This is a genomic window from Allobosea sp. AK1 (genome assembly GCF_006714945.1).
GTDB lineage: Bacteria > Pseudomonadota > Alphaproteobacteria > Rhizobiales > Beijerinckiaceae > Allobosea > Allobosea robiniae.
Genome location: NZ_VFMG01000001.1, coordinates 483,088 through 509,006 on the forward strand (window position 1 = coordinate 483,088; position 25,919 = coordinate 509,006).

Below are 25,919 nucleotides of genomic sequence, written 5' to 3' on the forward strand. Positions count from 1 at the left end.
TGGTCTTAACGGGGAAGAGGGCTGCATGGTCGCATTCGATGAAATGAGCGGTTCGGGAGCCGAGCTGAGGCCCGCCTACGAAGCCCTGGATCGCTGGCTGAAGGAAGCGCCGCCCGAGATGCTGGCGCTCAGGCGCAGCCAGGCGGAACTGTTCTTCCGCCGCATCGGCATCACCTTCGCGGTCTATGGCGACGAGGAATCGACCGAGCGCCTGATCCCCTTCGACATCATCCCGCGCGTGCTGACCAAGCCGGAATGGACCAAGCTGGAGGCCGGCCTGCGCCAGCGCGTCACCGCCCTCAACATGTTCCTGGCCGATGTCTACGGCCCCAAGGAATGCCTGAAGGCCGGCATCATCCCGCCCGATCTCGTCTATCGCAACGCCTGCTATCAGCTCGAAATGGTCGATTTCAAGGTGCCGCACGGCATCTACTGCCACATCGCCGGCATCGACGTGGTGCGCGTCGACGCGGATACTTTCTACGTCCTCGAGGACAACGCCCGCACGCCTTCCGGCGTCTCCTACATGATGGAGAACCGCGAGGTGATGCTCAGGCTCTTCCCGGAGCTGTTCTCGACCCACCGCGTCGCGCCGGTCGACAACTATCCGGACCAGCTGCTGGCGACCCTGCGCTCGGTCGCGCCGCGCAGCGCCTCGTCGGACCCGACGATCTGCCTGCTCACGCCCGGCCAGTACAATTCGGCCTTCTACGAACACTCCTTCCTCGCCGACAAGCTCGGCGTCGAGCTGGTCGAGGGCTCGGACCTGCTGGTCAAGGACGACGTCGTCTACATGCGCACGACGCAGGGGCCGAAGCGTGTCGACGTGATCTACCGGCGCATCGATGACGACTTCATCGACCCGCTCGCCTTCCGCAGCGATTCCGTGCTGGGCGTGCCCGGCATCATCGGCGCCTACAAGGCCGGCAATGTCACGTTGGCGAACGCGGTCGGCACCGGCGTCGCCGACGACAAGGCGGTCTACAGCTACATGCCGGAGATCGTGAAGTTCTTCACCGGCGAGGAGCCGATCCTGAAGAACGTCCCGACCTTCCGCTGCCGCGAGCCCGAGGCCAATGCCTATGTGCTCGACAATCTCGACAAGCTCGTCGTCAAGGAGGTCAACGGCTCGGGCGGCTACGGCATGCTCGTGGGCCCGCACGCCAACAAGGCCCAGATCGAGACCTTCCGGCGCAAGCTCAAGGCCCAGCCCGAGGGCTTCATCGCCCAGCCGACGCTGGCGCTCTCGACCTGCCCGACCTTCGTCGCCTCCGGCGTCGCGCCGCGCCATGTCGACCTGCGCCCCTATGTGCTCTCCGGCGCGAACGGCATCTCCTGCGTACCGGGCGGCCTGACCCGCGTTGCGCTCAAGGAAGGCTCGCTCGTCGTCAATTCCAGCCAGGGCGGCGGCACCAAGGACACCTGGGTGCTCGACGCATGAGCATCCCCGCCGCGCCCTCGCCAGCCCTCCTCCCGCAACAGCCTGCCATCCCGCGGAAAGGCACACGCTGACCATGCTTTCGCGTACCGCAGACAGCCTCTACTGGGTTTCCCGCTATGTCGAACGGGCCGAATATCTCGCCCGCATCCTCGACGCCACGACGCGCCTGACCAACCTGCCGACGACCTATGGCGGTGCCGGCACGGAATGGCAGAGCGCGGTTCTCACCGCCGGCTGCGAGGAGGACTTCGCCAAGGCCTATGGCGAAGCGAATGAACGCAATGTCTGCGACTTCCTGACCTTCAACCCCGACAATCCGTCCTCGATCCGCAATTGCCTTGCCCAGGCCCGCTCAAACGCGCGGGGCGTGCGCACGGCGCTGACCTCGGAGATGTGGGACGCGCTGAACGGCGCCTGGCTGGAATTGCAGCGCTTCGAGAAGAAGCGCATGGATCGCGAGGAGTTCGCCCGCTTTCTCGACTGGGTGAAGAACGTCTCGCTGGTCTTCGACGGCTCGGCCTACCGGACCATGCTGCGCGACGACGGCTACTGGTTCTCGCGCCTCGGTGTCTATCTCGAACGCGCCGACAACACCGCCCGCATCCTCGACGTGAAATACCATGTGCTGCTACCGGCCGACGAGCAGGTCGGCGGCTCGCTCGATTACTTCCAATGGACGACCGTGCTGCGCGAGGTCTCGGCGCTGACCGCCTATCACTGGGTCTATCGCGAGGCGGTGAAGCCGATCCTCGTCGCCGATCTCCTGGTGCTGAACCGCCGCATGCCGCGCTCGCTCGCTGCCTGCTACGAGAACATCTCGCGCTTCCTCGATGCGCTCGGCGACGCCTATGGCCGCCAGGGACCGGCGCAACGCCAGGCGCGCAAGACCCTTGGCAGCCTCAGCAACACAAAGATCGACGACGTCTTCGAGCACGGCCTGCACGAATTCATCGAGGAGTTCATCACCGAGAACAACCGCCTCGGCAACACCATCTTCGAGCAGTATCTGCAATGAAGTGCTCGCCTGCGCTCTCGGCGCGACTGCCATAAACCCTGCCCCGGACTGAAGCATGCGGATCAGGATTTCCCATACGATCGGCTACGAATATGCCGAACCGGCGCGCCACATCACGCAGATCCTGCGGCTGACGCCGCGCGACCATGACGGCCAGCATGTCATGTCCTGGCGCATCGAGCCGAATGTCGACGGCCGGCTGCGCGCCTCGCAGGATGCCCATGGCAATATCGTGCACTCGTTCTACGCCGACGGGCCGATCTCCTCGCTTGCCATCCGCATCGACGGACTGATCGAGACGATCGACCTCGCCGGCGTGGTCCGTGGCGGGCTGGAGCGCGTGCCTTGCGAGGTCTATTGCCGCGACACGCTCCTCACCGGGCAGGATGAGGCGCTGCGCAGCTTCGCCGACGCGGTCACCGCCGGCGCCGGCACGCCGCTTTCCCAGATGCATGCCTTGATGAATGCCGTCGGCGACCGCATGGGTTGCCTCGAGGCCAGCGGCCGCAGCGGCGTCGGCGCGGCCGCAGCCTTTGCAGCGCGCGAAGCGATCGCACAGGACATCGCCCATGTCTTCATGGCCTGCGCGCGGCATCTCGGCCTGCCCGCCCGCTATGTCTCGGGCTATGTCGCGCGGTCCGACAGCCTGCCGCATGGCAACGGCGCCCATGCCTGGGCCGAGGTTCATCTCGAGGACTATGGCTGGATCGGCTTCGACTCTGCCAATGGGCTCTGCCCGATCGACACGCATGTGCGTGTTGCGATAGGGCTCGACTACGCGGACGCCGCACCGGTTCGAGGCTCGCGTCAGGGCGGCGAAGGCGAGAACCTCAGCGTCCTCGTCAGCGCCCGCGAGACTGAGGGCCGCTTCGCCAACCAGTAGCGCCCCTTCCAGCGCACTCCGCCAGGAAGACTGGGCAAGAAAGCAGGGATCGAACCCGTGACCTATTGCGCCGGAATCCTCGTGCAGGATGGCCTCGTCATGATCGCCGACACCCGCACCAATGCCGGGCTCGACGACATCTCGACCTTCCGCAAGCTCCATGTCTTCAACTGGCCGGGCGACCGCAATTTCGGCCTGATGACGGCCGGCAATCTCTCGATCACGCAGTCGGTGGTCAGCTTCCTGCACGAAGGCCTGCCCAACCCCGAGACCGGCGAGATGGACACCCTCCAGAACGCCAGCTCGATGTTCAGGGCGGCCCAGCTCGTCGGCCGCTGCATCCGCCATGTCCGCGACATCGACGGGCCCGCGCTGGAGGATGCTGGTGTCAAATTCGAGATCGGCATGCTGTTCGGCGGCCAGATCAAGGGGCAGCCGATGCGCCTCTTCATGGTCTACAGCGCCGGCAACTTCATCGAGTGCGGCATCGATTCCCCATTCCTGCAGATCGGCGAGCATAAATACGGCAAGCCGATCCTCGACCGCGCCGTCACCTACAAGACCCATCTCTACGATGCCTTGAAAGTCGGGCTGATCTCGATGGATTCGACCATGCGCTCGAATCTCGGCGTTGGCCTGCCGATCGATCTCGTCGTCATCAGGCGCGACGCCGACGATTTCGAGCTCAACCGGCGGATCGAGGCGGGAGAGCCGTATTTCCACGATCTGCGCGAACGCTGGTCGGCGGCACTGCGGGCCGCGCATATGGCGATACCGCGGCCACCTTACGCGCCACCCGGAGCTTGAGCGCTTGAAAACCCGTGTGCAGGCAACGGGATGTCAATAATTCAAGCCTTAAGTCACAGCACCAAGACCCTTTTCCGGACGCGTAATGCCCGCATTCACTGCCGCGAAGATGACGAATGCGGGTTCCTCCGCTCGCATGTTCGCGAGCACTGTGGTGACGCTGGGCTGCGCCTTCCTGCTGCTGATGGCTGCCGGGATCGGCGTCGTCGTCGCGATCACCCGCGAGGCCAATCGCCTCGAGGCCCAGCGCCAGGGCGAGCGCATCGAGGCCGCCGTCAACGCCCAGATCAAGCTGAACGAACTGAGGCTGGAGCGGCTCGTCGCTGCCGGCGACCTGCCTGAAGCCCTGCAGCAGCCCGGCTCCCCGGCCATGCTCAAGGCCGCGCTCAAGCGTCTGGGCAATCAGCTGATGGATTTCGACGGCGCCTATATCGGCGGAACCGGCGGAACCGTGCTGGCCTGGGTCGAGAACCCGACCACGATGGATCATGCGGATCACGAGCGCCCGCATCATATCGATGCGTTGCAGCGAGGCGCGAAGAGCTCCTTCGTCGCCACCGTCATCGGCGACGAGGTCACGCCCCAGTTCGGCGCGGCCCGTTCGACCATCACCACGGATGGCGACGAGACACTGCTCCTGACGGTGATTGACCTGTCGCGCATCGCCTCCTTCAGCTCCGAAGGCGGCTCGATCCCGCTATCCTTCGTCGCCTACCGGCACCTGTCCAGCGCCCTGCTCTCGGACCTGGCCGAGCGCAATCGGGTGACCGACATCCAGCTCGTGACCACGCTGCCTGCCGACCCGCTGTCGAATTTGAGCCTGCGCACCGCCGACGGCAAGATCGGCGCCTGGCTGACCTGGTCCCCGGCCCGTCCCGGCGATGTCATGCTGCGCCGCTTCCTCTGGGCGCTGATTGCGGTTGCCTTGCTGTTTTCCGCGATCTTCATCTTCGTCGTCCAGCGCCTGCGTGCCTCGGCCGAGCAGATCGAACTGCGCGAGCGCCAGATCCAGCGCCTCGCCGGCCAGGATGAGCTATCCCTTCTTCCGAACCGCCGCAGCTTCGACCTGACGCTCGATCAGACCCTGGCTCATATCCAGCACGATGACGGCCCAAGCCTCGCAATGCTGCTGATCGATCTCGACCGCTTCAAGGCCGTCAACGACACCTATGGCCATACCGCCGGCGACGAACTCATCCGTCAGGTCGCGGTTCGCCTATCCGGCGCGGTCCAGGTCGGCGACACCGTCGCGCGCCTCGGCGGCGACGAATTCGGCATCATCCAGACCCATTCCGCGACACCGGCCGGCTGCGCCGCGCTCGGCGAGCGCATCCTCGCCAGCCTCAGCGAGCCGTTCACCATCACCGGCGCCGAAGTCACCATCGGCTCCTCGATCGGCATCGCCATGGCCCCGCGCGACGGCACCAGCCGCGAAGCCCTGCTCAAGCTCGCCGATACCGCGCTCTACGAAGCCAAGAACAGCGGCCGCAACCGCTATGCCTTCTTCGAATCGCAGATGAACCGCTCGATGCAATTGAAACGCATGGTCGAGGACGACCTGCGCCATGCCATCGACAACGACCAGCTCACGCTGCACTACCAGCCGCAGGTCTCCGTTGACGGATCGACCATCGTCGGCGTCGAGGCGCTGGTGCGCTGGCAGCACCCGGCCCATGGCATGATCCCGCCTTCGGACTTCATTGCGATCGCCGAGGAACGCGGCCTGATCGTGCCGCTCAGCGAATGGGTGCTGCGCCGCGCCTGCACCGAGGCCAGGCGCTGGAAGGGCATCCGCCTTGCGGTCAACGTCTCGCCGATCCAGTTCCGCCACAAGGACTTCGTCGCCAACGTCATCCGCACCATCGCGGAGACGGATTTCGACCCGGCCCAGCTCGAGCTCGAACTGACCGAAGGCGTGCTGATCGAGGATGCCGACGCCGCCGAAGCCGCGATGATGGACATCCGCGCGCATGGCGTCGGCCTCGCGCTCGACGATTTCGGCACCGGCTATTCGAGCCTGATCTATCTGCGGCGCTTCGCCTTCGACAAGATCAAGATCGACCGCACCTTCCTCGAATACATGGAATCGACCGGCGAATCGGCGATCCTCGTCCATTCGATGGCTCATCTCGGGCGGGCGCTCGGCCTGCGCGTCTGCGCCGAAGGCGTCGAGACCGCCGAGCAGCATCGCTTCCTGCAGGCGATCGGCTGCCACGAACTGCAGGGCTTCCTCTTCTCCAAGGCCGTGCCCGCAACCGAGATCGACCGCCTGCTCGGCCTGGACAATCCCTTCGCCGAAATCCTCGCCGCCGCCTGACACCACGAGCCGGGCGCGCGGCGGACCTTCAGAAGAACAGCTCGTGGATGCCGCTGAAGATCGCGTAGGCGAAGCCTGCGCTGAGCAGCAGGCCGACAGCACCGACCACCGCACCGATGATGATCAAGACCCCGTCCCGCTCGACGAGACCGAGCCCGACGAGGCAGACGGCAAGCCCGAGCGGGATCTGGCCGATGAAGGGCGCGGCCACGATCAGCCCGAGCGCCAGGATCAGGATCACGAGGCCCAGCACCGGAATGGCATAAGCCCCTCCCAGCATCGTCAGGCGCGGCCGCGAGAAACGTTCAAGCCAGGTCAGGGCAGGCAGCGCCCGCGCCACCGCCCGGGTGAGTTCAGGCTTGCCGATGCTGCGCTTGAGCAGCGCTTGCGGGAGCCACGGCATCCGCCGCCCCGTCAGCATCTGCACGGCGACGAAAGCGAGCACCAGGCCGCAGACCAGTGGGATCGGCGGCGGCATCGGCAGGCAGTTCGGCAGGCCGAGCAGCACGACGAGCAGGGCATAGGCCCGGTCCTGCAACGCAGCGACGATCGTGCCGACGGCGATGCGCTCCCCGGGCAGACCCGCCAGCGCCGTCAGAAGTCCGGATGTACGCAAGGGAGATGACAAGGGAGCAGGCCGTACCGAAGCGGAAGCGCCCGCCTAGCACGGCCGGACACCCGCCAACAAGCGAGCCGGACGCAGGTTTTCAATGCCCCTGGCACGGGGCCGGGAGGCCGGCGAAGCGCTTAGTGCAGGGTGAACACACCGTTTACGTTGCGGATTTCCGCCGGCTTGATCAGACGCGAATGCGCCACGGTTACGGAATGGAGCGGCCCTTCCAGTTCTCTCTTCCAGAACGTCAGGAAGTCCTGCAGGACGGGGAAGCGCGGTGCCAGGTCGTACTGCTGCCAGATATAGGTTTGCAGGACGCTGAGATGATCCGGCATCCGGTAGAGGATGGTTGCCGTGGTCAGCCCATAGCCTTCGAGTTGCCGGATGAAATCGGTCGAAACCATCGCCACCTCCCTCCATTACGGACTGAAAGCTTTGCCGGGTAGATCGAGCCTGCTCCCGCCTGGTTAACAAAGGCTTGCCAGCCTACTGCCAAACTGGTGCAATCCTGAGGCAGGCTGCCGAGCATGGCAGCGTGCGCGACAGCGGGCGTGGGGGCTTGCGTGGCGTACCGGGTGGGCAGGGCCGGACTGGCCGGGCTGGCGATGACCTTCGCCGCCGCCCCGACCTCTGCGGCCAGCATCGATGAAGAGGAACCCGAGCGGGCGCCGCTCTCGATGGTCATCTTCGGTTCGATGGAAGCCGGGCCGACCAAGACCTTCCTTTCGGTCGGGATGAAGCGTGCCATCGCCGGTGGCCTCTCTGAGAGCGGCTTCCGCCTCTTCGTCAAGGCCGGCGGCGCGCAGGAACAGACCCACCGCCACCGGCCGCACGGCGTGACCTACAAGAGCGAAACGCAGGCCCTGCTGGGCTATGAATGGCGTGTCGGTGACAGCTTTCTCGCGCTCTATGCCGGCTCGGATATCGAAAGCGAACAGCGGATCGAAGCTTTCGGCCCGTCCTTCACCGGCACCCGCTACGGTGCCCGGCTGCAGGCTGATCTCTGGATCGTTCCCGCGCCCGGAATGGTCGTGCAGGCCAACGCCTACGCATCGTCCCTGAACGGGCGCTTCTGGGCGCGTCTCGCGCCGGGCTGGCAGGTCCCGACCGGATTCTATCTCGGCCCGGAATTCGAAGCCTACCGCGAACGCGATTATCGCAAGCTCCGGCTGGGCCTGCATCTCACCGGGCTGCGCGCCCTCGGGCTGGAATGGCGCCTCTCGGGCGGCCTGCAGAAGACCAGCGACCGGCCCTCCGCCTATTACGGCACACTCGGACTGCACTGGCAGCGTTGAGAGGCGGTCAGCTCCGCAGCGCCCGCAAGGCCTCCGGCGTATCGACATCGATGGCGATGGCGGGATCCTCGAAGGCCACGTCGATGACGCGCTCCCCGGCTTCGTCGAGCAGCCGCCGTGCGCCACGATCACCGCTCAGCAGCGAGACCGCGGGAAAGATCGCGCGTGCGAGCAGCACCGGATTGCCACGCTGGCCGAACAGGGTCGGCACGGCCGCAAGCGCCTCGGGCTGCGTGCGATGCGCTTCGACCAGGCGCTCGATCACCGCAGGCGTGACATTCGGCATGTCGCCGAGCGAGATCACTGCGGCCGGGACCTCTGGCGGCAATGCCGCAACACCGGCCTTGAGCGAGCTGGCGAGGCCGGAGACGTAGTCGGAATTATGCACGAGCTGCACCGGCAGGTCCGACAGAGCCGCCTCGACCTCGGCGCGCTGGTGACCGGTCACGACGATCACCGGGCTTAAGCCTGCCTCGATCTGCGCTTCGACGGCATGGCGCAGGATCAGCTTGCCGCGCAGGGGTTGCAGCAGCTTGTTCTCCGCGCCCATCCGCGTCGATTGCCCCGCCGCCAGCACGATCCCCGCCAGCGGACCGCGCTCGGGAGAACCCGGAGCGCGGGGCTGCGGCCGCGAGACGATCTCCATCAGCAGGCCACCGACCCCCATCTTCTGGACATCGCTGCGCCCGACGGGGACACCGGCCAGATAGCGCTGCAGCACCCAGTCAAAGCTGTTCTCCTTGGGCGAGCGGGCGCAGCCCGGCGCGCCGATCACCGGCTTGCCGGCGATGCGGCCGAGCATCAGCAGGTTGCCGGGATCGACCGGCATGCCGAGATGCTCGACTTCGCCGCCCGCCTCCACCAGCGCCTGCGGGATGACGTCGCGGCGGTCGGTGATGGCCGACGCCCCGAAGACAACGATGATGTCCGCCGCTCCCGCCGCCTGCTCGGCGATGGCCGCGGCCAGGGGCTCGGCCTCATGGGGCACGCGCTGGTCGGCGGCCAGCATCGCCTCGGCCGGCTCCAGCCGATCGCGCATGATGCGCAAGGTCTTGTCGACGACGCTCGGCTTCAGCCCCGGCAGCAGGGTCGAGATCACCGCGACGCTGGACGGACGGTAGGCCGCGACCGAGACCGGCGGCGTGTTGCCGAGTGCGTCGAGCGCCTGCTCAACCAGAGTTTGCGGAACCGCATAGGGAATGATCTTCACGGTGGCGACGAGCTCGCCCGCCACGACCGCCTTCAGTGCCGGCAGGGTCGCGACCGTGATCGCCTCGTCCACCGCATTGAAGGCGTCGATCGCCGCAATATCGACACGCAGCACCCCCGCCTGCGCCGCGAACATGTTGACCCGCCCGGTGAAGGGCGACTCGGCCACGATCGCATCTCCGACCATCCGTTCGGCCAGCCGTTCCGCCGCAGCATTCTCGTCGATATCGCCGGGCTCCAGACGGACGGCAACGATCTCGGTGATGCCGGCCGCCGCGAGCTTCGCGGCCAGTTCCGCCGTGACGGTCGCGCCCTTCTTCACGATGGTCCCGTCCGCGCGGATCGTATGCGCCGCGATGCAGCCGACGGCGTCCGCGATGGCGACCGGTCCGAATTTCATCGCGTGATCCTCAGGCCGGCTTGCGGCGCGGGCCGCGCAAAGTCGCGACGATCTCGGCGAGGATTGCGAGCGCAATCTCCGCTGGCGAGACCGCGCCGATATCGAGCCCGATCGGCGCATGGATACGGTCCGTCGCGGCGGTATCGAAGCCCGCCTCCGTCAATCGCTCGAGCCGCCTGCCATGCGTCTTCCGGCTGCCGAGCGCGCCGACATAGAAGCAGTCGGAGTGCAACGCCGCAACGAGGCCGGGATCGTCGATCTTTGGATCATGCGTCAGCGCGACGAAAGCGGTGTAGGCGTCGAGCCCGATCCGCGGAAGCGCCTCCTCCGGCCACTCAGCCAGCAGTGTCACCTTGGGGAAACGCTCGGGCGTGGCAAAGGCGCTGCGCGGATCGATCACCACGAGATCGAGATCGAGCGCCCGGGCCATCGGCGCCATCGCCTGCGAGATATGGACGGCACCCGTCACGACCACGCGCGGATGCGGCGCCTGCACCGTCAGGAAATAGGAAGTCCCATCAGCCTCGACCATGCCGCTCTTGCCGGAGCGCAATTGCCGCTCCAGCAATTCCGCCAGCGTATCGCCAGCGATCGCAGCCTGCTTCACCAGCCGTTGCGCGCCCGTGGCGAGATCGCTCACCAGCACGGCGGCGCGGCGCGCCTGGCGCTCTTCATTGAGCGCGGCGAGGGTCGAAAGCTCCACCGCTCAGCCCCTGTCCGTCGCGAGCTTCAGGCCGAGCGCGATCATCAGCGAGCCGCCGATCCAGCGCCCGAAGGCGAAGCTCGCCTTGGTCTTCTTCATCGCGCCGACCACGAGCGAGGCACCGAAGACGGTGACGAGATCGGCCGAGGAGAAGGCGAAGTTCACGACCATCCCGAGGATCAGGAACTGCGCCCAGACCGGCAGCGACGCCGAAGGGTCGACGAACTGCGGCAGCAGCGCGATGAAGAACAGCGCAACCTTCGGATTCAGGATCTCGACGATGAAGGAATCGAGCAGCGCGCGCTTCACCGTCTTGGGCGGCGCGACCGGCTGATCGGGGGAGCCCATGCGCGAGCGGATCATGCCGATGCCAATCCAGATCAGGTAGAGCGCGCCGGCGATCTTCACGGCCATGTAGAGCTCCGGCACATGCTTGAACACCGCCGAAAGCCCGAAGGCGGCGGCGAAGACGTGCAGGTAACAGCCGAGATGGATACCGAGCATCGCCATCAGGCCGGCCTTGCGGCCATGGCTGATCGTCTGGGCGGCCGTGTAGAGCAGCGCGGGCCCCGGAAAATAGGCGACGAGAATGGTCACCGTCGCGAAGGCGACGAGGGTTTCCCAGGAGGCCATCTCAGTTCACCTTCTCGACATAGACCTTGATGCGCCCGCCGCAGGACAAGCCCACCTGCCAGGCCGTCTCGTCGGCGACGCCGAATTCCAGCATGCGCGCCTTGCCGTCGGCGATCACATCGGCGGCTTCCGCCACCACGGCGCCCTCGACGCAGCCGCCCGAGACCGAGCCGAGGAAATTCCCCTCCCCGTCGATGACGAGATGCGAGCCGACTGGGCGCGGCGCCGAGCCCCAGGTCTCGACCACGGTCGCGATGGCGACTCCACGTCCGCCGCGCGCCCAGTCCTCGGCAGCGCGCAGGATATCGGTTTCGGTGCTGATCATGATGTCACCTTACGCCTGAATCTGGCCCTTGAGATCATGCCTCAACCGGCTTTCTTCAACCACAGGCGTGGATCGCTCTCCCGCCCTGCATCCAGCGAAAGCGCGGCGCAGAGATCGGCCATCGCCGCGAGATTGTGGGTTGGCCGGAACGAGTCGACATGAGGCAGCATAGCCCGGATGCCGCTGGCCCGCGCCGCGAAGGCATCGTAGCGCAGGAGCGGGTTGAGCCAGACCAGTTGCCGGCATGAGCGGTGCAGCCGGTCCATCTCGAAACCGAGGCTATCATCGAGATGGCGTTCCAGCCCGTCCGTGAAGAGCAACACGATCGCCCCGCCCGCCAGCACGCGCCGCGACCAGATGCGGTTGAAATCGTGCAGGGCGGTGGCGATGCGCGTACCGCCCTCCCAGTCCGGCGCGGCCTTGCCGGCGAGCGCCAAGGCATCGTCCGGATCGCGCGCCCGCAGCATCCGGGTGACATTGGTCAGGCGCGTGCCGAAGACGAAGGAATGCACGCGCCGGCGCTTTTCGGTCAGTGCGTGCAGGAAATGCAGGAAGATGCGCGAATACTCGGCCATCGAGCCGGAGATATCGACCAGCGCCACGATGGGCGGATGCACCTCGCGCCGCTCGCGGAAGGCGAGGTCGATCGAGGCGCCGCCACCCCGCAGCGACTGCCGGAAGGTCCGGCGCGGATCGATGCGCGTGCCGCGATGCGCCGGCCGGAAGCGGCGCGTCACGATGCTGTCGTCGGGCAGCCTGAGCTCGGCGATCAACTGCTTGGCACGGGCGATCTCGGCAGCGCTCATCTGGGCGAAATCGCGCGATTTCAGCATCTCGCGATCGGAGACGGTGAGCCGCGCCGTCAGTTCGGTCAGCTCCTTCGGCGGCTCGTCCTCGCGCGGCGGCGGCGCGAAGGCCTCCGCCACCCGCAGCGCCCCGGCTTCGGCCTTCTCCGGCTGGCTATCGGCGCGGGGCGAGACCGGCGACATCTGCGCCATGATCTTCTCGATCAGGTTGCGCCGTCGCCAGAACAGCCGGAAGGCCTGATCGTAGACCGGTGTGTCCTCGTGCTTCTTCACGAGGATCGCATGCAGCGCCCAGTAGACGTCGTCGCGCCCGCCAAGCGCCCCGCCTTCCAGTGCCGCGATCGCCTCGACCACCGCGCCCGGCCCGACCGGCAATCCCGCCGCGCGCAAGGCGCGGGCGAAATAGGCGACGTTCTCGGCAAGCTTGCCGCTCACGTCCCCTGCGTCTCCGTCATGAACACCTTCTGGACGATCTGCCAGCGGCTCTCGATCTTCAGGAGCGAGAGCAGGTCGGTGAAATAGCGCGGCGGCATCTGGCACTTCACCTTGACCAGCGCCAGCGTCGGCCCGACGAGATCGATCGTCAGGATATGATCGTCGCGCTGCATGCCCGCCGCCTGCGGCGCCGGCCGGGTGCGCACGGCGTCGAGCCAGGCGTCGCGCTGGACGATCTGGATCGCGCCGTCGTCGCGCGCCGTGGTCAGGGCGCTGGTCGGATGGAAGACATGGGCGAGCTTCTCGGCATCGCCCTCGTAGAGCCCGTCGAGATAGGTCCGGACCGTCGCCTCGACGGCCTTGATGTCGGCGTTCATGGCAGCACCCTCTCGCTTCGCGGCGCAGGAAACTAGCGCCCCGCCTCCGCCTTGGCCCGATCCAGCAGCTCCTTCACTTGCGAGCCCTGCATCGCCTGGATATCGTCCTGATACTTCAGCAATGCGCCCAGCGTATCCGAAACGATGGCGGGATCGAGCGCGACCGCGTCGAGCTCGACCAGCGCCGTCGCCCAGTCCAGCGTCTCGGCGACGCCCGGCGCCTTGAACAATTCCTCCTTGCGGATCGCCTGCACGAAGGCGACGAGCTGCTTCGAGAGTTTGGCCGGGGCATCCGGCACCTTCGCCTTCAGGATCGCAAGCTCGCGCGCCGCATCGGGATAGCCGACCCAGTGATAGAGGCAGCGGCGCTTCAGCGCGTCATGGATCTCGCGGGTGCGGTTCGAGGTCAGAATCACGATCGGCGGCTCAGCCGCCCGGATCGTGCCGAGCTCGGGAATCGTCACCTGCGCATCGGCCAGCACCTCGAGCAGGAAGGCCTCGAAGGCCTCATCCGTGCGGTCGAGCTCGTCGATCAGCAGGATCGGCGCTCCGCCCTCCTGCGGCTCCAGCGCCTGCAAGAGCGGGCGCTTCACCAGGTATTTCTCGGAGAAGATGTCGCCTTCCAGCCGCTCGCGATCACCGGCCGCGCCGCCAGCTTCCGCCAGCCGGATCGCCATCATCTGCCCGGCATAGTTCCACTCGTAGACGGCGGAGGCGAGATCGAGCCCTTCATAGCATTGTAGCCGGATCAAGCGCCGGCCGAGCCCCGCCGCCAGAACCTTGGCGATCTCGGTCTTGCCGGTGCCGGCCTCGCCCTCCAGCAGCAACGGCCGCTTCATCCGGAGCGCCAGGAACAGCACCGTCGCGAGCGCGCGGTCGGCGACATAGCCCTGCGACTGGAGCAGCGCGAGCGTGGCGTCGATGGAGGAAGGCAGAGGAGAAGACATGACAACCTACGTCATGCCCGGGCATGTCCCGGGCATCTCTTGATCGAAAGCAAGTTAAGGTCCTGAACGAGATGGCCGGGTCAAGCCCGGCCACGACGTGCGCAAGTTGGCAACCCCTCGCCTACTTCCCCGTCGCCTGCGCCACGGCCTGCTTGGCCATCACGCCGATCAGATGGGCGCGGTATTCGGCATCGGCATGGATGTCGCCGTTGATGCCCTTGGCGGTATGCTTCAGCCCGTCCAGCGATTTCGGCGCGAAGCGCGCCTTGAGCGCAGCCTCCGCTTCCGGCCAGCGGAAGACGCCGCCCTCGCCTGCGCCGGTCACCGTGACGCGGATCTCGCTGCCGCGCTTGGCGACGAAGACGCCGACCATGGCATAGCGCGAGGCCGGGTTGCGGAACTTGGCATAGCCCGCCTTCGAGACCAGCGGGAACGAGACCTTGGTGATGATCTCACCCTCGTCCAAGGCGGTCTCGTAGAGCCCGGTGAAGAACTCTTCCGCCGTCAGCTTGCGCTTGTTGGTGACGACGGTGGCGCCGAGCGCCAGCAGGGCCGCCGGATAATCCGCCGCCGGATCGTTATTGGCGACCGAGCCGCCGATCGTGCCGCGATGGCGCACATGCGGATCGCCGATGCTGCCGGCGAGGAAGGCGAGCGCGGGCAGCGCCTCCTGAACCTCGGCCGAGGAAGCCACTTCGGCATGGGTCGTCATCGCGCCGATGACAATGTTGCGGCCCTTGCGATTGATGCCCTTGAGATCTGGACAGGCGCCGAGATCGACCAGCGCGGTCGGCGAGGCCAGCCGCTGCTTCATCGTCGGCAGCAGGGTGTGGCCGCCGGCGAGGAGCTTGGCGTCCTCCTTCTTGGCGAGCAGCGTCGCCGCCTGCCGGGCACTGGTGGGCTTGTGATAGGTGAAAGCGTACATCGACTTGTCCTTTCAGCTCACTCGGCCGCCTGGCGGCTGATCGACTTCTGCGCCGCGCGCCACACCGCCTGCGGCGTGGCCGGCATCGCGATGTCCTCATGGCCGAGCGCGTCGGTGATGGCGTTGATGACGGCGGGCGGCGAGGCGATGGCCCCGGCCTCGCCGCAGCCCTTGATCCCCAGCGGATTCGACGGACACGGCGTCACGGTCATGCCGACATCGAAGGACGGGAGGTCGTCGGCGCGCGGCATGGTGTAGTCCATGAAGCTCGCGGTCACGAGCTGGCCGTCGCTGTTGTAGCGCGCGCCTTCCAGCAGCGCCTGGCCGACGCCCTGGGCGATACCGCCATGGACCTGCCCTTCGACGATCATCGGGTTGATAACATTGCCGAAATCGTCGACGGCGGCCCAGCGCTCGATCCTTGTCACGCCGGTCTCGGGATCGATCTCGACCTCGCAGATATGGACGCCGGCCGGGAAGGTGAAGTTGGTCGGGTCGTAGAACGCCCCCTCCTTCAGCCCCGGCTCCAGCTCCTGCCCGTTGAACTTGTGCGCGACATAGGCCTGCAGCGCGCAGGAGCCGAAATCGAGCTTGCGGTCTGTGCCCTTCACCGAGAAATGCCCGTCCGCGAAATCGATATCGGCCTCGTCAGCCTCCAATACATGGGCGGCGACCTTCTTGCCCTTGGCGATCACCTTGTCGAGCGCCTTGAAGATCGCGGACATGCCGACCGCGCCGGAGCGCGAGCCATAGGTGCCCATGCCCATCTGCACCTTGTCGGTGTCGCCATGGATGATCGAGACATTGTCGATGGGGATGCCGAGCCGGTCGCTGACGAGCTGCGCGAAGGTTGTCTCATGGCCCTGGCCATGACTGTGCGAGCCGGTGAGCACCTCGACCGTGCCGACCGGATTGACCCGGACCTCGGCCGATTCCCACAAACCTACGCCGGCGCCGAGCGAGCCGACCGCCGCCGAGGGCGCGATGCCACAGGCCTCGATATAGGAGGAGAAGCCGATGCCGCGCAGCTTGCCGGCACGAGCGGAATCGCGCTTGCGCTTGCCCAGCCCCTTGTAGTCGATCATCTCCAGCGCCTTCTTCAGCGAGGCGCTGTAATTACCGGTGTCGTACATCATGATGACCGGCGTCTGGTGCGGGAACTTCTTGATGTAGTTTTGCATCCGGAACTTGGCCGGGTCCTTGCCGAGCTGGCGCGCGGTGACCTCGATCAACCGCTCGACCACGAAGGTCGCCTCCGGCCGCCCGGCCCCGCGATAGGCATCGACCGGCGCGGTGTTGGTATAGACCGCATCGACCTCGCAATAGATCGCCGGGATGTCGTATTGGCCCGACAAGAGCGGCGCGTAGAGATAGGTCGGCACCGAGGACGAGAAGGTCGAGAGGTAGGCGCCGAGATTGGCCGTGGTCTTGACCTTCATGCCGAGGATCTTGCCCTCCGCATCGGTCGCCAGCTCCGCATGGGTGACGTGGTCGCGACCATGCGCGTCGGAGAGGAAGGCCTCCGTCCGGTCCGCCGTCCATTTCACCGGCCGTCCGACCTTCTTCGCCGCCCAGACGCAGACCGTCTCCTCGGCATAGATGAAGATCTTGGAGCCGAAGCCGCCGCCGACATCCGGCGCAATCACCCTGAGCTTGTTCTCCGGCGCAATGCCGATGAAGGCGGAGAGCACGAGCCGCGCGACATGCGGGTTCTGGCTGGTGGTGTAGAGCGTGAAGATGCCGTCGCCGGCATCGTAGTCGCCGACGGCCGCGCGCGGCTCCATCGCGTTCGGCACGAGCCGGTTGTTGACGAGGTCGATCCTGGTGACGTGCCTGGCGGCCTTGAAGGCCTTCTCGGTCGCGTCCTTGTCGCCGAGATGCCAGTTGAACACGCTGTTGTCCGGCGCCTCGTCATGGACAACGGTCTTGGCGCCGATCGCCTTGGCGGTGTCGACCACCGCCGGCAGCTCCTGATAATCGACCGCGATCGCCTCGGCCGCGTCGCGCGCCTGCGCCAGCGTCTCGGCTACCACGACGGCGACATGGTCGCCGACATAGCGCACCTTGCCCTGGGCCAGCGCCGGATGCGGGCCGGCGCGCATCGGCGAACCATCCTTGTTGTGGATCATCCAGCCACAGATCAGCCCGCCGATCTTGTCGGTGGCCAGGTCGTCCCCGGTGAAGATGCCGAGCACGCCGGGCATGCCGGCGGCAGCCTTGGTGTCGATCGACTTGATCTTGGCGTGCGCATGCGGCGAGCGCAGGAAATAGGCATGGGCCTGGCCCGGTCGGTTGACGTCGTCGGTGTAGCGGCCCTGGCCGGTGATGAAACGGTGATCTTCCTTGCGGCGGACTGCGGCGCCGATTCCGGTGGCGGACATGGTGTTCCCTCCTCGCACGGCACCTCTGGCGGGCGCCTCACTGCATGGAACGCATGAAGGATGAAGAGCCCGCACCGAGCGGCGCGGGCAGCGGCCTCATTCGGCGGCCTGGCGGGCCGGCGCAGCGCCCTTGCCCATGGCCTCGGCCCCGGCGGCGATTGCTTTGACGATGTTGTGGTAGCCGGTGCAGCGGCAGATATTGCCGTCGAGATCCTCGCGGATCGTCTTCTCGTCGAGCTGATGGCCGCGGCGGTTCACCATGTCGACGGCGGACATGATCATGCCCGGCGTGCAGAAGCCGCATTGCAGGCCGTGATGCTCACGAAAGGCCTCCTGCATCGGATGCAGCGTGTCGCCGGAAGCGAGCCCCTCGATCGTCGTCACGGAGGCGCCGTCCACGGAGACGGCGAGCGTGGTGCAGGATTTCACCGCCTTGCCGTCGAGATGCACGAGGCAGGCGCCGCACTGGCTGGTATCGCAGCCGACATGGGTTCCGGTCAGCCGCAGATTCTCTCGCAGGAACTGCACCAGAAGGGTGCGCGGGTCGATGTTGGCGGTGACGGCTTTGCCGTTCACCGTCAGCGAAACAGTGGCCATGAGCATATCTCCTGTGACCCGTCTCCGACGCCGGCCCATCCCCTCCCCGGGACTGGACCGTGCTGAAGCCTAAGGAGCAACCGGCCTCATCAGGCAGGCCTTCCTTGGAACAGCTCAAAAATGAATGTGGACCCGCGGTTTTCCGGGGTCAAGCCGGAGGCACCAGGACAAGCTAGGCTAATTTGCACCGTTTTGCGGGCGTTTCGTCGCGTTTGGCTGGAACGTGGCCAAAAATTTGCAAAACCGCGCGGCCGGCCTCGCATTGCCGAAATTTTAACCGAGCCCGTTCACGGTGATGTGGCGGTGGAGCGCTGTTTGCCGGCTGCACGGGAGCCGTTCTTGACGTCGATTTCCGAACAGGTCGAGCGACGCCTGCGCTCGACGGGCTACGGTGAGCAGAAGCGCGCCGCGTTGCGCGGTTATCGCAAGCATGTCGATCTCGTCATCGAACAGATCGTCGCCAATGCCTTCGCTTACGGCCGCAAGATCCATCCCGATCTGAAAGACAATATCAGCCCGTTGACCGAGAGCATCTACGAAGTCACGGAGCAGCACTTCCGACTGATCTTTGAAGGTGATTTCGACGACCGCTACTACAGGTCGATGGAGCGCGTGTGCACGCTGGAGCGCGCGATCAAGGTCGGCACCCGATCGCGCGTATCGATTGCTGGCGCTCTTTTTCGGGCGATCGCGACGAAGCCGCGCCTGACCACCCTGCTGTCGCCCAGCCGTTTCGCAAGCGACATGGAGATCATCGAGAACCTCTTGGTGATGGATATCAATACGGCGATCACGATCAACCAGCAGATTGAGGAAGGTGATGCCCGCCGGCGCACCTCCACCCTCGACGAGGCGGCGGTCAAGCTCAGGACCCGGATCGGCCATCTCGACGACACCATCAGCGACGCCGTCGAGCAATTCGTGGCGACCGCCGACCAGACCGGGCAGACCACCAGCTTCATCAAGGACACCGTCGGGAAAGTGGCCAGCGCCTCGGTGGTCGTGCGCGAGAAATCGCTGCAGACGGCCGCCGCGACCGAGGAGATGTCGGCCAATATCGCCGATATCGGCCAGCGCGCCCGGCAAAGCCTGTCGATCACCCATCAGGCCGTGCTCGACGCCGGCCAGATGAACGAGGCCGTCGTTCGGCTGCGGGAGGCCACCGGCAATATCGGCAAGGTCGTCGGGATGATCGCCGACATCGCCGCGCAGACCAATCTGCTGGCGCTCAACGCGACGATCGAGGCCGCCCGCGCCGGCGAGGCTGGTCGCGGCTTCGCCGTCGTCGCCGCCGAGGTGAAGTCGCTGGCGACCCAGACCGCGAGCGCGACGCAGGACATCGCCGGCCAGATCGCCGAACTCGCGGCGAGCGCCGAGGCCTGCGGGACGCACGCTGCCGCCATCGCCGCCACGGTCGATGCCATCCGTCTCGATTCCGAGGCGATCTCGGAAGCCGTCACCCAGCAGAGCAAGGTCACCGCCACGATCGCGCATGACGCCGCGCTGGTTGCCGACAGCTCGGACGAGGCGATCGAAAGCGCCAATGCCGTCAATGGCAGCCTCGACATGACGCAGAAGGCGTTGGAGCAGGCCAACGCCGCCGCGGCCAATATCGCGCTTCAGGTCGGGGCGGCCGAGGCCGCCGTCACCCAGGCCCTCGCCACGTTGCGCGAAGCGTCCTGAGGGCCCTCAGCCCTCGCTCACCGCCTTGGCGAAATTGGCGAAGAACTCGTCGGCGAGCTTCTTCGAGACCGAATCGATCAGGCGCGAGCCGAGCTGCATCAGCTTGCCGCCGACCTGGGCCTCGACCTCGTAGCGCAGCAGGGTCTGCCCGCCCTCGGCGTCGCTCAGATGGACCCGCGCCCCGCCCTTGGCGAAGCCGGCAATGCCGCCCTCGCCTTCGCCGGAGATGCGATAGCCGTTCGGCGGATCGAGCTCGCTGAGCTCCACCTTGCCCTTGAAGGTCGCCTTCACCGGCCCGAGCTTCACCTTCACGATGGCCGAGAGATGGGTGGCGTCGTCCATGGTCAATTGCTCGCAGCCGGGAATGCAGGCCTTGAGCACCTCGGGATCGTTCAGCTTGGCCCAGACCACGTCCTTGGCGGCCGGCAGCGTCGCCTCGCCGTTCATCGTCATCGCCATGGCACATCTCCCGAGCAGCACGACCGCAGCGCGGACGATTGCGGCCGGCGCGGTTCGAAGGTTATCCAGTTCCCTATCCATGGTCGCAAAGCCCCCGCCTGCACAAGAGGCGCCCGGCCTGGAAAGCGGCAGGCCGCGGGAGAACCGATGCTGGAACTCACCACCGAAGAACGCATGATCGCCGGCGGCTCTGCCGGTGCAGGGGCGGCCACGGCGATGCGGATCGTGGCCGAGGCCGCCCGCCTGATGGGCGCGCCGCGCCTGATCCCGATCGCCTCCGCCCATATCGACGGCGCGCTCTACCATGGCGATTCCGGCACGCTTTTCGCGGAGAAGCTGGTCTCAGGCGGCGCTCGCGTCGGCGTGCGCGCCAGCCTCAATGTCGGCTCGCTGGCGCCGGCCGGCTGCGCCGCGATCCGTCTGCCGCCGCATGAGCGGGACATGGCCCGGCGGATGATGCGGGCCTATGAGGCGATGGGCTGCGAGCCGAGCTGGACCTGCGCGCCCTACCAGGCCGGCCACCGCCCGGCGCAGAGCAGCGACGTCGCCTGGGGCGAATCCAATGCCGTGGTGTTCTGCAATTCGGTGCTGGGCGCCCGGACCAACCGCTATGGCGACTTCCTCGACATCGCCTGCGCGATCAGCGGCCGAGCCCCGGATTACGGCCTGCACCGCCCGGAGAACCGGGTCGCGACTCTGCTGATCGATGTCGGCGGCCTTTCCCGCGAATTACGTTCGTCGGACGTGTTCTATCCCGTGCTCGGCACGATCCTCGGCCGCCGCGCCGGCAGCGACGTCGCCGTGATCGACGGCCTGCAGGGCTGCACGACAGAGGACCGCCTCAAGGCGCTCGGTGCCGCCGCCGCCTCGGCGGGCGGCGTCGGATTATTTCATGTCGCGGGTGTCACGCCCGAAGCTCCGGACGCTGCGACCGCGCTGGGCGGTATCGCTCCGCGCGAGACGAGCGCTCTGACGCCTGCCGACATCGCGACCGCCCTCGCCCGCCTCTCGACAGCCGGGCCGACGGAGCGCATCGATGCCGTCGCGATCGGCTCGCCGCATCTCTCGCTGGTCGAGATCGATGCGCTCGAACGCCTCATGGCCGGGCGCAAGCTGACAGTGCCGCTCTATGCCAATACCGGCCGACACGTCGTCGGCCCGCTCGAAGAGCAGGGCCGGCGCGCAACGCTGGAAGCGGCGGGCGTGATCTTCGTCGTCGACACCTGCGTCGTCGTCACCCCGATCCTGCCGGAGCTGGAGGGCGCCGTTCTGATGACCAATTCCGGCAAGTTCGCCCATTACGCGCCGGGCAATACCGGCTACGCCGTGACCTATGGCTCGCTCTCCGAATGCGTCGAGAGCGCGGTCGCCGGCCGGCTCGTCAGGGAAGCCCGCGCATGGCGCTGAAAGCGGAGATCCTCCTGCCCGGCGACGCCGTCACTGGCGTCTGCCTTGCCCTGACCGCCCCGATCAGCTTCTGGGGCGGCGTCGATCCTGCGAGCGGCGCGATCATCGATGCCCGCCATCCCGAGCGTGGCCAGAATATCGCCGGCCGCATCCTCGCCCTGCCCGGCACGATCGGCTCGTCCTCGGCCTCCGCCGTGCTGCTGGAGTTGGTCCATGCCGGCAAGACGCCGGCCGCCCTGCTGATGGATGCGCCGGACGCCATCCTCCTGCTCGGCCTCGTCGTTGCCCGCGAGATGGGCTGGCCGACGCCGCCGGCCTTCCGCCTGCCGGCCGCCGATCAAGGACCGCTCGCCGACCGCACGATCACGATCTCGGCAGAGGGTCTGATCACCATCGCTTGACGCTGGAGTTTGGCCTCTACACCGCGCTGAAACGGCGGTGCCGATAGATCAGCCCCGCCCCGCGCCCGGCCCCGCCGAGGCCGGCGACCTCACCGATCACGATGCGATGGCTGGCGGCGTCATGCGTCGTGACCAGCCGGCAGTCGAAGGCAGAGATCGCGTCGAGCAGGACAGGCGCCCCGGTGACAAGCCGGCCCCAGCGGGCCGTATCGAAGCGTGCCTCGCCCTCGATGCCGCGCCGGCTGGCGAAGATTTCCGCGAGATCGACGAGGCTTTCCGGCAAGGTGTTGACGCAGAACACCCCGCTCGCCTCGATCGCCGCCAGCGTGCGGCTGCCGCGGGCGATGCAGACCAGCACCGTCGGCGGCGAATCGGAGACGGAGGCAACGGCCGTCGCCGTCAGCCCGATGCGCCCGCCCGGCCCGTCGGTGGTCACGACATGCACGGCGCTCGCGACTCGCGCCATGGCATCGCGGAACGCATGGGCGTCCGGATGGTCCAGAGGCGGCAGGGGGTGAACGGTCTTCGTCATCGGCTCGATCGGTTCGATGTCCCGGATCCGACGGAACAGCAGTCCATGTAGAGACTGGAGGCCGCCGGCGCCAGCCAGGGCGAAGCCGGCGGCTCACTCCAATACGCCACCGGATATAGCACCCTTCCGTTAACGGGCCGGGCGCCACAAGCGGCCGCACCGCTGCAACTTGATATCGTGATGGCGATCCATCAGGCTGGGGCGATGTCGGCTGCCAGCGGCCGGGCCGGAGCCTGATCGGGACTGTGGCCGTCGGCGTTCCGCCCATGGAGATCCCGATGGCCTTCACATGCACGATTCCCGCCGCGCCGACTGTCCAGCAGGACGACGAGAAGATCAGGATCACCCGCTGGGATTTCGAGCCCGGCGCCGTGACCGGCTGGCACGAGCATGGCTGGCCCTATTTCGTCATCATGCTGACCGCCGGAACGCTGCGTATCCATAACGGAACGGATGTCTCCGACGTGCCGCTGGCGCAGGGCCAAGCCTATATGCGCCCGGCCGGCATCCGCCATGACGTCATGAACGGCTCGGATCATCCGATCGCCTTCGTCGAGATCGAGGTGAAGCAGCCCGGCGCCCTCAAGGAACTCTCGCTGCCGTGACGGCAGCCGCCCGATGACCGGCCTCGGAAGCACTGCCGAGCCCACGGCTTCGCAGCGCCGTCCCATGCATTTTTCCGATCCGACAATCGACTTTTCGTATTCGTCTTTTGGATAACCCGCACTCAGGCGCATGGCAGACCATCACCGCCGCGATGGCAGGAAATGCGATCGGAGCGAGTTTTCACAGCCTGCAACGCAATCATCATGCGTATAACACCCGCTGCTCCGCAGAGAATTCTGCACATTTTCAGGGCACGTCGTTCGTAATTGCTTTTGACAGAAATTTGGCGCGGAGCGATTGTCCCCGGCACGAGCCGTTGGTAGCTCTGCACAGCAATCGCATCCCGCATGCGCCGGCGTCATGCCGGTGACGAGAACGGGAGCTGGTTCGAGGGGTCGGCGTTTTTCAATGGAAGTCTTCCTGCAGCAGCTCATCAACGGGCTGACACTGGGATCGATCTACGGTCTCATCGCCATCGGCTATACGATGGTCTTCGGCATCATCGGCATGGTGAACTTCGCCCACGGCGATATTTTCATGCTCTCCGCCTTCATCGCGCTGATCTTCTTCATGCTGATCACGGCGGTGGTCGGCACCGGCGCCGGCATGGTCATGCTGGCGCTGGTCGTGGTGCTCGGCCTGGCGATGTTCGTCACCTCGCTGTGGAACTGGACAATCGAGCGAGTGGCCTACCGGCCCTTGCGCGGCTCCTTCCGCCTGGCGCCGCTGATCTCGGCGATCGGCATGTCGATCTTCCTGATGAACTTCGTGCAGGTCGTGCAGGGCCCGCGCAACAAGTCGATCCCGCCGCTGCTCAACAAGTCGATCACGCTGATCGAGAGCACAACCTATTCGGTCCAGATCTCCTACAAGCAGATCGTCATCATCCTGACGACGGCGGTGCTGCTCGCGGCCTTCTGGTACATCGTGCAGAAGACGCCGCTCGGCCGCGCCCAGCGCGCCTGCGAGCAGGATCGCAAGATGGCGGCGCTGCTCGGCATCGACGTCGACCGCACGATCTCGATCACCTTCGTCATGGGCGCGGCGCTCGCGGCGGTGGCCGGTGTGATGTATCTCGTGCTCTACGGCGTCGTGAACTTCGCCGACGGCTTCGTGCCCGGCGTGAAGGCCTTCACGGCGGCGGTGCTCGGCGGCATAGGTTCCCTGCCCGGCGCGGTGATCGGCGGATTGCTGATCGGCCTGATCGAGGTGATGTGGTCGGCCTATTTCACCATCGACTACAAGGACGTCGCCGCCTTCGCCATCCTGGCGATCGTGCTGGTCTTCATGCCCTCCGGCCTGCTCGGGCGCCCGGAAGTCGAGAAGGTCTGAGACCATGGCGAACAATTCGACCGCAAACCCGGCCGCTCCCGGCCGCGACCTGAAGGCGGCCTTCAAGGAGGCCGGCTTCGCCGCCTTCGTGACGCTCGGCCTCTGCATCCCGATCATCGCCTGGGGCACGCGCCAGAACATGGACAACGTCCTGGTTCTGGATCCGCGCTGGGATGCCGTCGCCTGGGCGGTGGGCATCGTCTTCGTCGGCCGCTTCCTGGTCGCGCTGCGCAAGCAGGGCCGGCAGGAGGGCAAGGCCGCGCTGCGCATCCTGCCGCACGGCACCATCGCCTTCTTCCAGCGTCATTCCCGCGTCTTCTCGCTGTTCGGGCTCGGCTTCCTCGCCACCTTCCCGGCGATCGCGATCGGGCTCGCCGGCTGGGGCGGCGCGCTGAAATGGATCGACAATTTCGGCGTCCAGATCCTGATCTACGTCATGCTCGGCTGGGGCCTGAACATCGTCGTCGGCCTCGCCGGCCTGCTCGATCTCGGCTATGTCGCCTTCTATGCCGTCGGCGCCTATTCCTACGCGCTGCTTGCCAAGAATTTCGGCTTGTCCTTCTGGCTCCTGCTGCCGCTCGCCGGCATCCTCGCCGCCTTCTGGGGCATGCTGCTCGGCTTCCCCGTCCTGCGCCTGCGCGGCGACTATCTCGCCATCGTGACGCTGGCCTTCGGCGAGATCATCCGCCTCGTCCTGATCAACTGGACCGAGTTCTCGAACGGCTATGCCGGCATTTCCGGCATTCCACGCCCCACCTTCTTCGGCATCCCCTTCACGGCGGCGGACGATGGTTTCGCCGCCGTTTTCGGTCTGGAGTTTACACCGCTCTACCGAACGATCTTCCTCTACTACCTCATCCTGTGTCTGGCGCTGCTGACCGCCTTCGTCACGCTGCGCCTGCGCCGGCTGCCGGTCGGGCGCGCCTGGGAGGCCCTGCGCGAGGACGAGATCGCCTGCCGTTCGCTCGGCATCAACACCACCAACACCAAGCTCACCGCCTTCTCGATCGGCGCCATGTTCGGCGGCTTCGCCGGCGCCTTCTTCTCGGCGCGGCAGGGCTTCATCTCGCCTGAATCCTTCGTCTTCATGGAATCGGCGGTCATCCTCGCCATCGTCGTGCTCGGCGGCATGGGCTCGCTCTGGGGCTGCGCCATCGCGGCGATCGCGATGATCGGCGGCACCGAGCTCCTGCGCGAGCTCGAATGGATGAAGCAGATCTTCGGCAACGACTTCGACCCGACGAAGTACCGCATGCTGATCTTCGGCTTCGCCATGGTGGTGATCATGATCTGGAAGCCGCGCGGCCTGATCTCGACCCGCGAGCCCACCGCCTTCCTCAAGGAGAAGAAGGCGATCTCCGCCGATATGGTGCAGGAGGGACACGGCTGA

At 66.5% G+C, this 25,919-nt stretch carries 26 protein-coding genes; 12 read left to right on the top strand and 14 right to left on the bottom strand.

Going from position 1 to position 25,919, the window contains the following annotated elements; translation table 11 throughout:
- Nucleotides 1-25: 25 nt before the first annotated feature.
- The 5 genes from FHT98_RS02475 (at nt 26) to FHT98_RS02495 (ending at nt 6,463) form a co-directional block, all read left to right on the top strand.
- Nucleotides 26-1,441 (top strand): circularly permuted type 2 ATP-grasp protein, encoded by a 1,416-nt coding sequence (locus FHT98_RS02475; protein ID WP_061966985.1) that lies wholly within the window; start codon nt 26-28, stop codon nt 1,439-1,441.
- A 73-nt stretch (nt 1,442-1,514) separates the two neighbouring features.
- On the top strand, nt 1,515-2,456 hold the full coding sequence (locus FHT98_RS02480) for an alpha-E domain-containing protein (RefSeq protein WP_142112158.1): 942 nt from the start codon (nt 1,515-1,517) through the stop codon (nt 2,454-2,456).
- A 55-nt stretch (nt 2,457-2,511) separates the two neighbouring features.
- Complete coding sequence (locus FHT98_RS02485; RefSeq protein WP_142112160.1) at nt 2,512-3,339, top strand: transglutaminase family protein; 828 nt, start codon at nt 2,512-2,514, stop codon at nt 3,337-3,339.
- 57 nt (nt 3,340-3,396) lie between these two features.
- On the top strand, nt 3,397-4,146 hold the full coding sequence (locus FHT98_RS02490) for a proteasome-type protease (protein ID WP_113587584.1): 750 nt from the start codon (nt 3,397-3,399) through the stop codon (nt 4,144-4,146).
- Nucleotides 4,147-4,282: 136 nt separating this feature from the next.
- Nucleotides 4,283-6,463: a putative bifunctional diguanylate cyclase/phosphodiesterase gene (locus FHT98_RS02495; protein WP_185745046.1), complete on the top strand. Its 2,181-nt coding sequence runs from the start codon at nt 4,283-4,285 to the stop codon at nt 6,461-6,463.
- A 28-nt stretch (nt 6,464-6,491) separates the two neighbouring features.
- Here FHT98_RS02495 and FHT98_RS02500 read toward each other — a convergent pair whose 3' ends face one another.
- Both FHT98_RS02500 and FHT98_RS02505 read right to left on the bottom strand, forming a co-directional pair.
- Complete coding sequence (locus FHT98_RS02500; protein ID WP_091856581.1) at nt 6,492-7,091, bottom strand: exopolysaccharide biosynthesis protein; 600 nt, start codon at nt 7,089-7,091, stop codon at nt 6,492-6,494.
- Nucleotides 7,092-7,210: 119 nt separating this feature from the next.
- Complete coding sequence (locus FHT98_RS02505; protein ID WP_061966979.1) at nt 7,211-7,480, bottom strand: usg protein; 270 nt, start codon at nt 7,478-7,480, stop codon at nt 7,211-7,213.
- A 171-nt stretch (nt 7,481-7,651) separates the two neighbouring features.
- Between FHT98_RS02505 and bcsS the strand changes: the two genes are divergently transcribed.
- On the top strand, nt 7,652-8,371 hold the full coding sequence (gene bcsS, locus FHT98_RS02510) for a cellulose biosynthesis protein BcsS (RefSeq protein WP_185745047.1): 720 nt from the start codon (nt 7,652-7,654) through the stop codon (nt 8,369-8,371).
- Nucleotides 8,372-8,378: 7 nt separating this feature from the next.
- Here bcsS and FHT98_RS02515 read toward each other — a convergent pair whose 3' ends face one another.
- From FHT98_RS02515 to FHT98_RS02560, 10 genes are all read right to left on the bottom strand, one after another.
- The gene (locus tag FHT98_RS02515) at nt 8,379-9,980 is read right to left on the bottom strand and encodes an NTP transferase domain-containing protein (protein WP_142112166.1); all 1,602 of its coding nucleotides are present in this window, start codon (nt 9,978-9,980) and stop codon (nt 8,379-8,381) included.
- Between the two features lie 10 nt (nt 9,981-9,990).
- On the bottom strand, nt 9,991-10,683 hold the full coding sequence (locus FHT98_RS02520; protein ID WP_142112168.1) for an XdhC family protein: 693 nt from the start codon (nt 10,681-10,683) through the stop codon (nt 9,991-9,993).
- Nucleotides 10,684-10,686: 3 nt separating this feature from the next.
- Nucleotides 10,687-11,316: a LysE family translocator gene (locus FHT98_RS02525; protein WP_061966975.1), complete on the bottom strand. Its 630-nt coding sequence runs from the start codon at nt 11,314-11,316 to the stop codon at nt 10,687-10,689.
- A 1-nt stretch (nt 11,317) separates the two neighbouring features.
- Nucleotides 11,318-11,641 (bottom strand): XdhC family protein, encoded by a 324-nt coding sequence (locus FHT98_RS02530; RefSeq protein WP_047574650.1) that lies wholly within the window; start codon nt 11,639-11,641, stop codon nt 11,318-11,320.
- Between the two features lie 41 nt (nt 11,642-11,682).
- On the bottom strand, nt 11,683-12,882 hold the full coding sequence (locus tag FHT98_RS02535) for a vWA domain-containing protein (protein ID WP_142112170.1): 1,200 nt from the start codon (nt 12,880-12,882) through the stop codon (nt 11,683-11,685).
- Nucleotides 12,879-13,259: a nuclear transport factor 2 family protein gene (locus FHT98_RS02540; RefSeq protein ID WP_142112172.1), complete on the bottom strand. Its 381-nt coding sequence runs from the start codon at nt 13,257-13,259 to the stop codon at nt 12,879-12,881. The genes FHT98_RS02535 and FHT98_RS02540 overlap by 4 nt, the downstream gene beginning before the upstream one ends.
- A gap of 32 nt (nt 13,260-13,291) precedes the next feature.
- The gene (locus FHT98_RS02545) at nt 13,292-14,206 is read right to left on the bottom strand and encodes an AAA family ATPase (RefSeq protein ID WP_142112174.1); all 915 of its coding nucleotides are present in this window, start codon (nt 14,204-14,206) and stop codon (nt 13,292-13,294) included.
- A 121-nt stretch (nt 14,207-14,327) separates the two neighbouring features.
- Nucleotides 14,328-15,131, bottom strand: coding sequence for an FAD binding domain-containing protein (locus FHT98_RS02550; protein WP_142112176.1), 804 nt, complete (start codon nt 15,129-15,131; stop codon nt 14,328-14,330).
- Nucleotides 15,132-15,148: 17 nt separating this feature from the next.
- Nucleotides 15,149-17,512, bottom strand: coding sequence for a xanthine dehydrogenase family protein molybdopterin-binding subunit (locus tag FHT98_RS02555; RefSeq protein WP_142112178.1), 2,364 nt, complete (start codon nt 17,510-17,512; stop codon nt 15,149-15,151).
- A gap of 96 nt (nt 17,513-17,608) precedes the next feature.
- Complete coding sequence (locus FHT98_RS02560; protein WP_061967295.1) at nt 17,609-18,109, bottom strand: (2Fe-2S)-binding protein; 501 nt, start codon at nt 18,107-18,109, stop codon at nt 17,609-17,611.
- A 339-nt stretch (nt 18,110-18,448) separates the two neighbouring features.
- Between FHT98_RS02560 and FHT98_RS02565 the strand changes: the two genes are divergently transcribed.
- A complete protein-coding gene (locus tag FHT98_RS02565; RefSeq protein WP_248309130.1) occupies nt 18,449-19,792 on the top strand; it encodes a methyl-accepting chemotaxis protein in 1,344 nt (447 codons plus the stop codon).
- Between the two features lie 6 nt (nt 19,793-19,798).
- Here FHT98_RS02565 and FHT98_RS02570 read toward each other — a convergent pair whose 3' ends face one another.
- A complete protein-coding gene (locus tag FHT98_RS02570) occupies nt 19,799-20,251 on the bottom strand; it encodes a CoxG family protein (RefSeq protein ID WP_091856569.1) in 453 nt (150 codons plus the stop codon).
- Between the two features lie 147 nt (nt 20,252-20,398).
- Between FHT98_RS02570 and FHT98_RS02575 the strand changes: the two genes are divergently transcribed.
- Both FHT98_RS02575 and FHT98_RS02580 read left to right on the top strand, forming a co-directional pair.
- Nucleotides 20,399-21,658 carry an aconitase X gene (locus FHT98_RS02575; RefSeq protein WP_142112182.1) on the top strand — a complete coding sequence of 420 codons (1,260 nt, stop codon included), beginning with the start codon at nt 20,399-20,401 and terminating at the stop codon, nt 21,656-21,658.
- Nucleotides 21,649-22,059: an aconitase X swivel domain-containing protein gene (locus tag FHT98_RS02580; RefSeq protein WP_142112184.1), complete on the top strand. Its 411-nt coding sequence runs from the start codon at nt 21,649-21,651 to the stop codon at nt 22,057-22,059. The genes FHT98_RS02575 and FHT98_RS02580 overlap by 10 nt, the downstream gene beginning before the upstream one ends.
- 16 nt (nt 22,060-22,075) lie before the next feature.
- Here the strand turns inward: FHT98_RS02580 and FHT98_RS02585 are convergent, their stop codons facing one another.
- Nucleotides 22,076-22,591 carry a flavin reductase gene (locus FHT98_RS02585; protein ID WP_091856566.1) on the bottom strand — a complete coding sequence of 172 codons (516 nt, stop codon included), beginning with the start codon at nt 22,589-22,591 and terminating at the stop codon, nt 22,076-22,078.
- Nucleotides 22,592-22,869: 278 nt separating this feature from the next.
- Between FHT98_RS02585 and FHT98_RS02590 the strand changes: the two genes are divergently transcribed.
- The 3 genes from FHT98_RS02590 (at nt 22,870) to livM (ending at nt 25,919) form a co-directional block, all read left to right on the top strand.
- The gene (locus tag FHT98_RS02590; protein WP_061967292.1) at nt 22,870-23,196 is read left to right on the top strand and encodes a cupin domain-containing protein; all 327 of its coding nucleotides are present in this window, start codon (nt 22,870-22,872) and stop codon (nt 23,194-23,196) included.
- Between the two features lie 409 nt (nt 23,197-23,605).
- Nucleotides 23,606-24,529, top strand: a complete 924-nt coding sequence (locus tag FHT98_RS02595; protein WP_061966965.1) for an ABC transporter permease subunit — start codon at nt 23,606-23,608, stop codon at nt 24,527-24,529.
- Between the two features lie 4 nt (nt 24,530-24,533).
- Entirely contained in the window at nt 24,534-25,919 is a 1,386-nt protein-coding gene (gene livM, locus FHT98_RS02600; RefSeq protein ID WP_142112186.1) for a high-affinity branched-chain amino acid ABC transporter permease LivM, read from the top strand.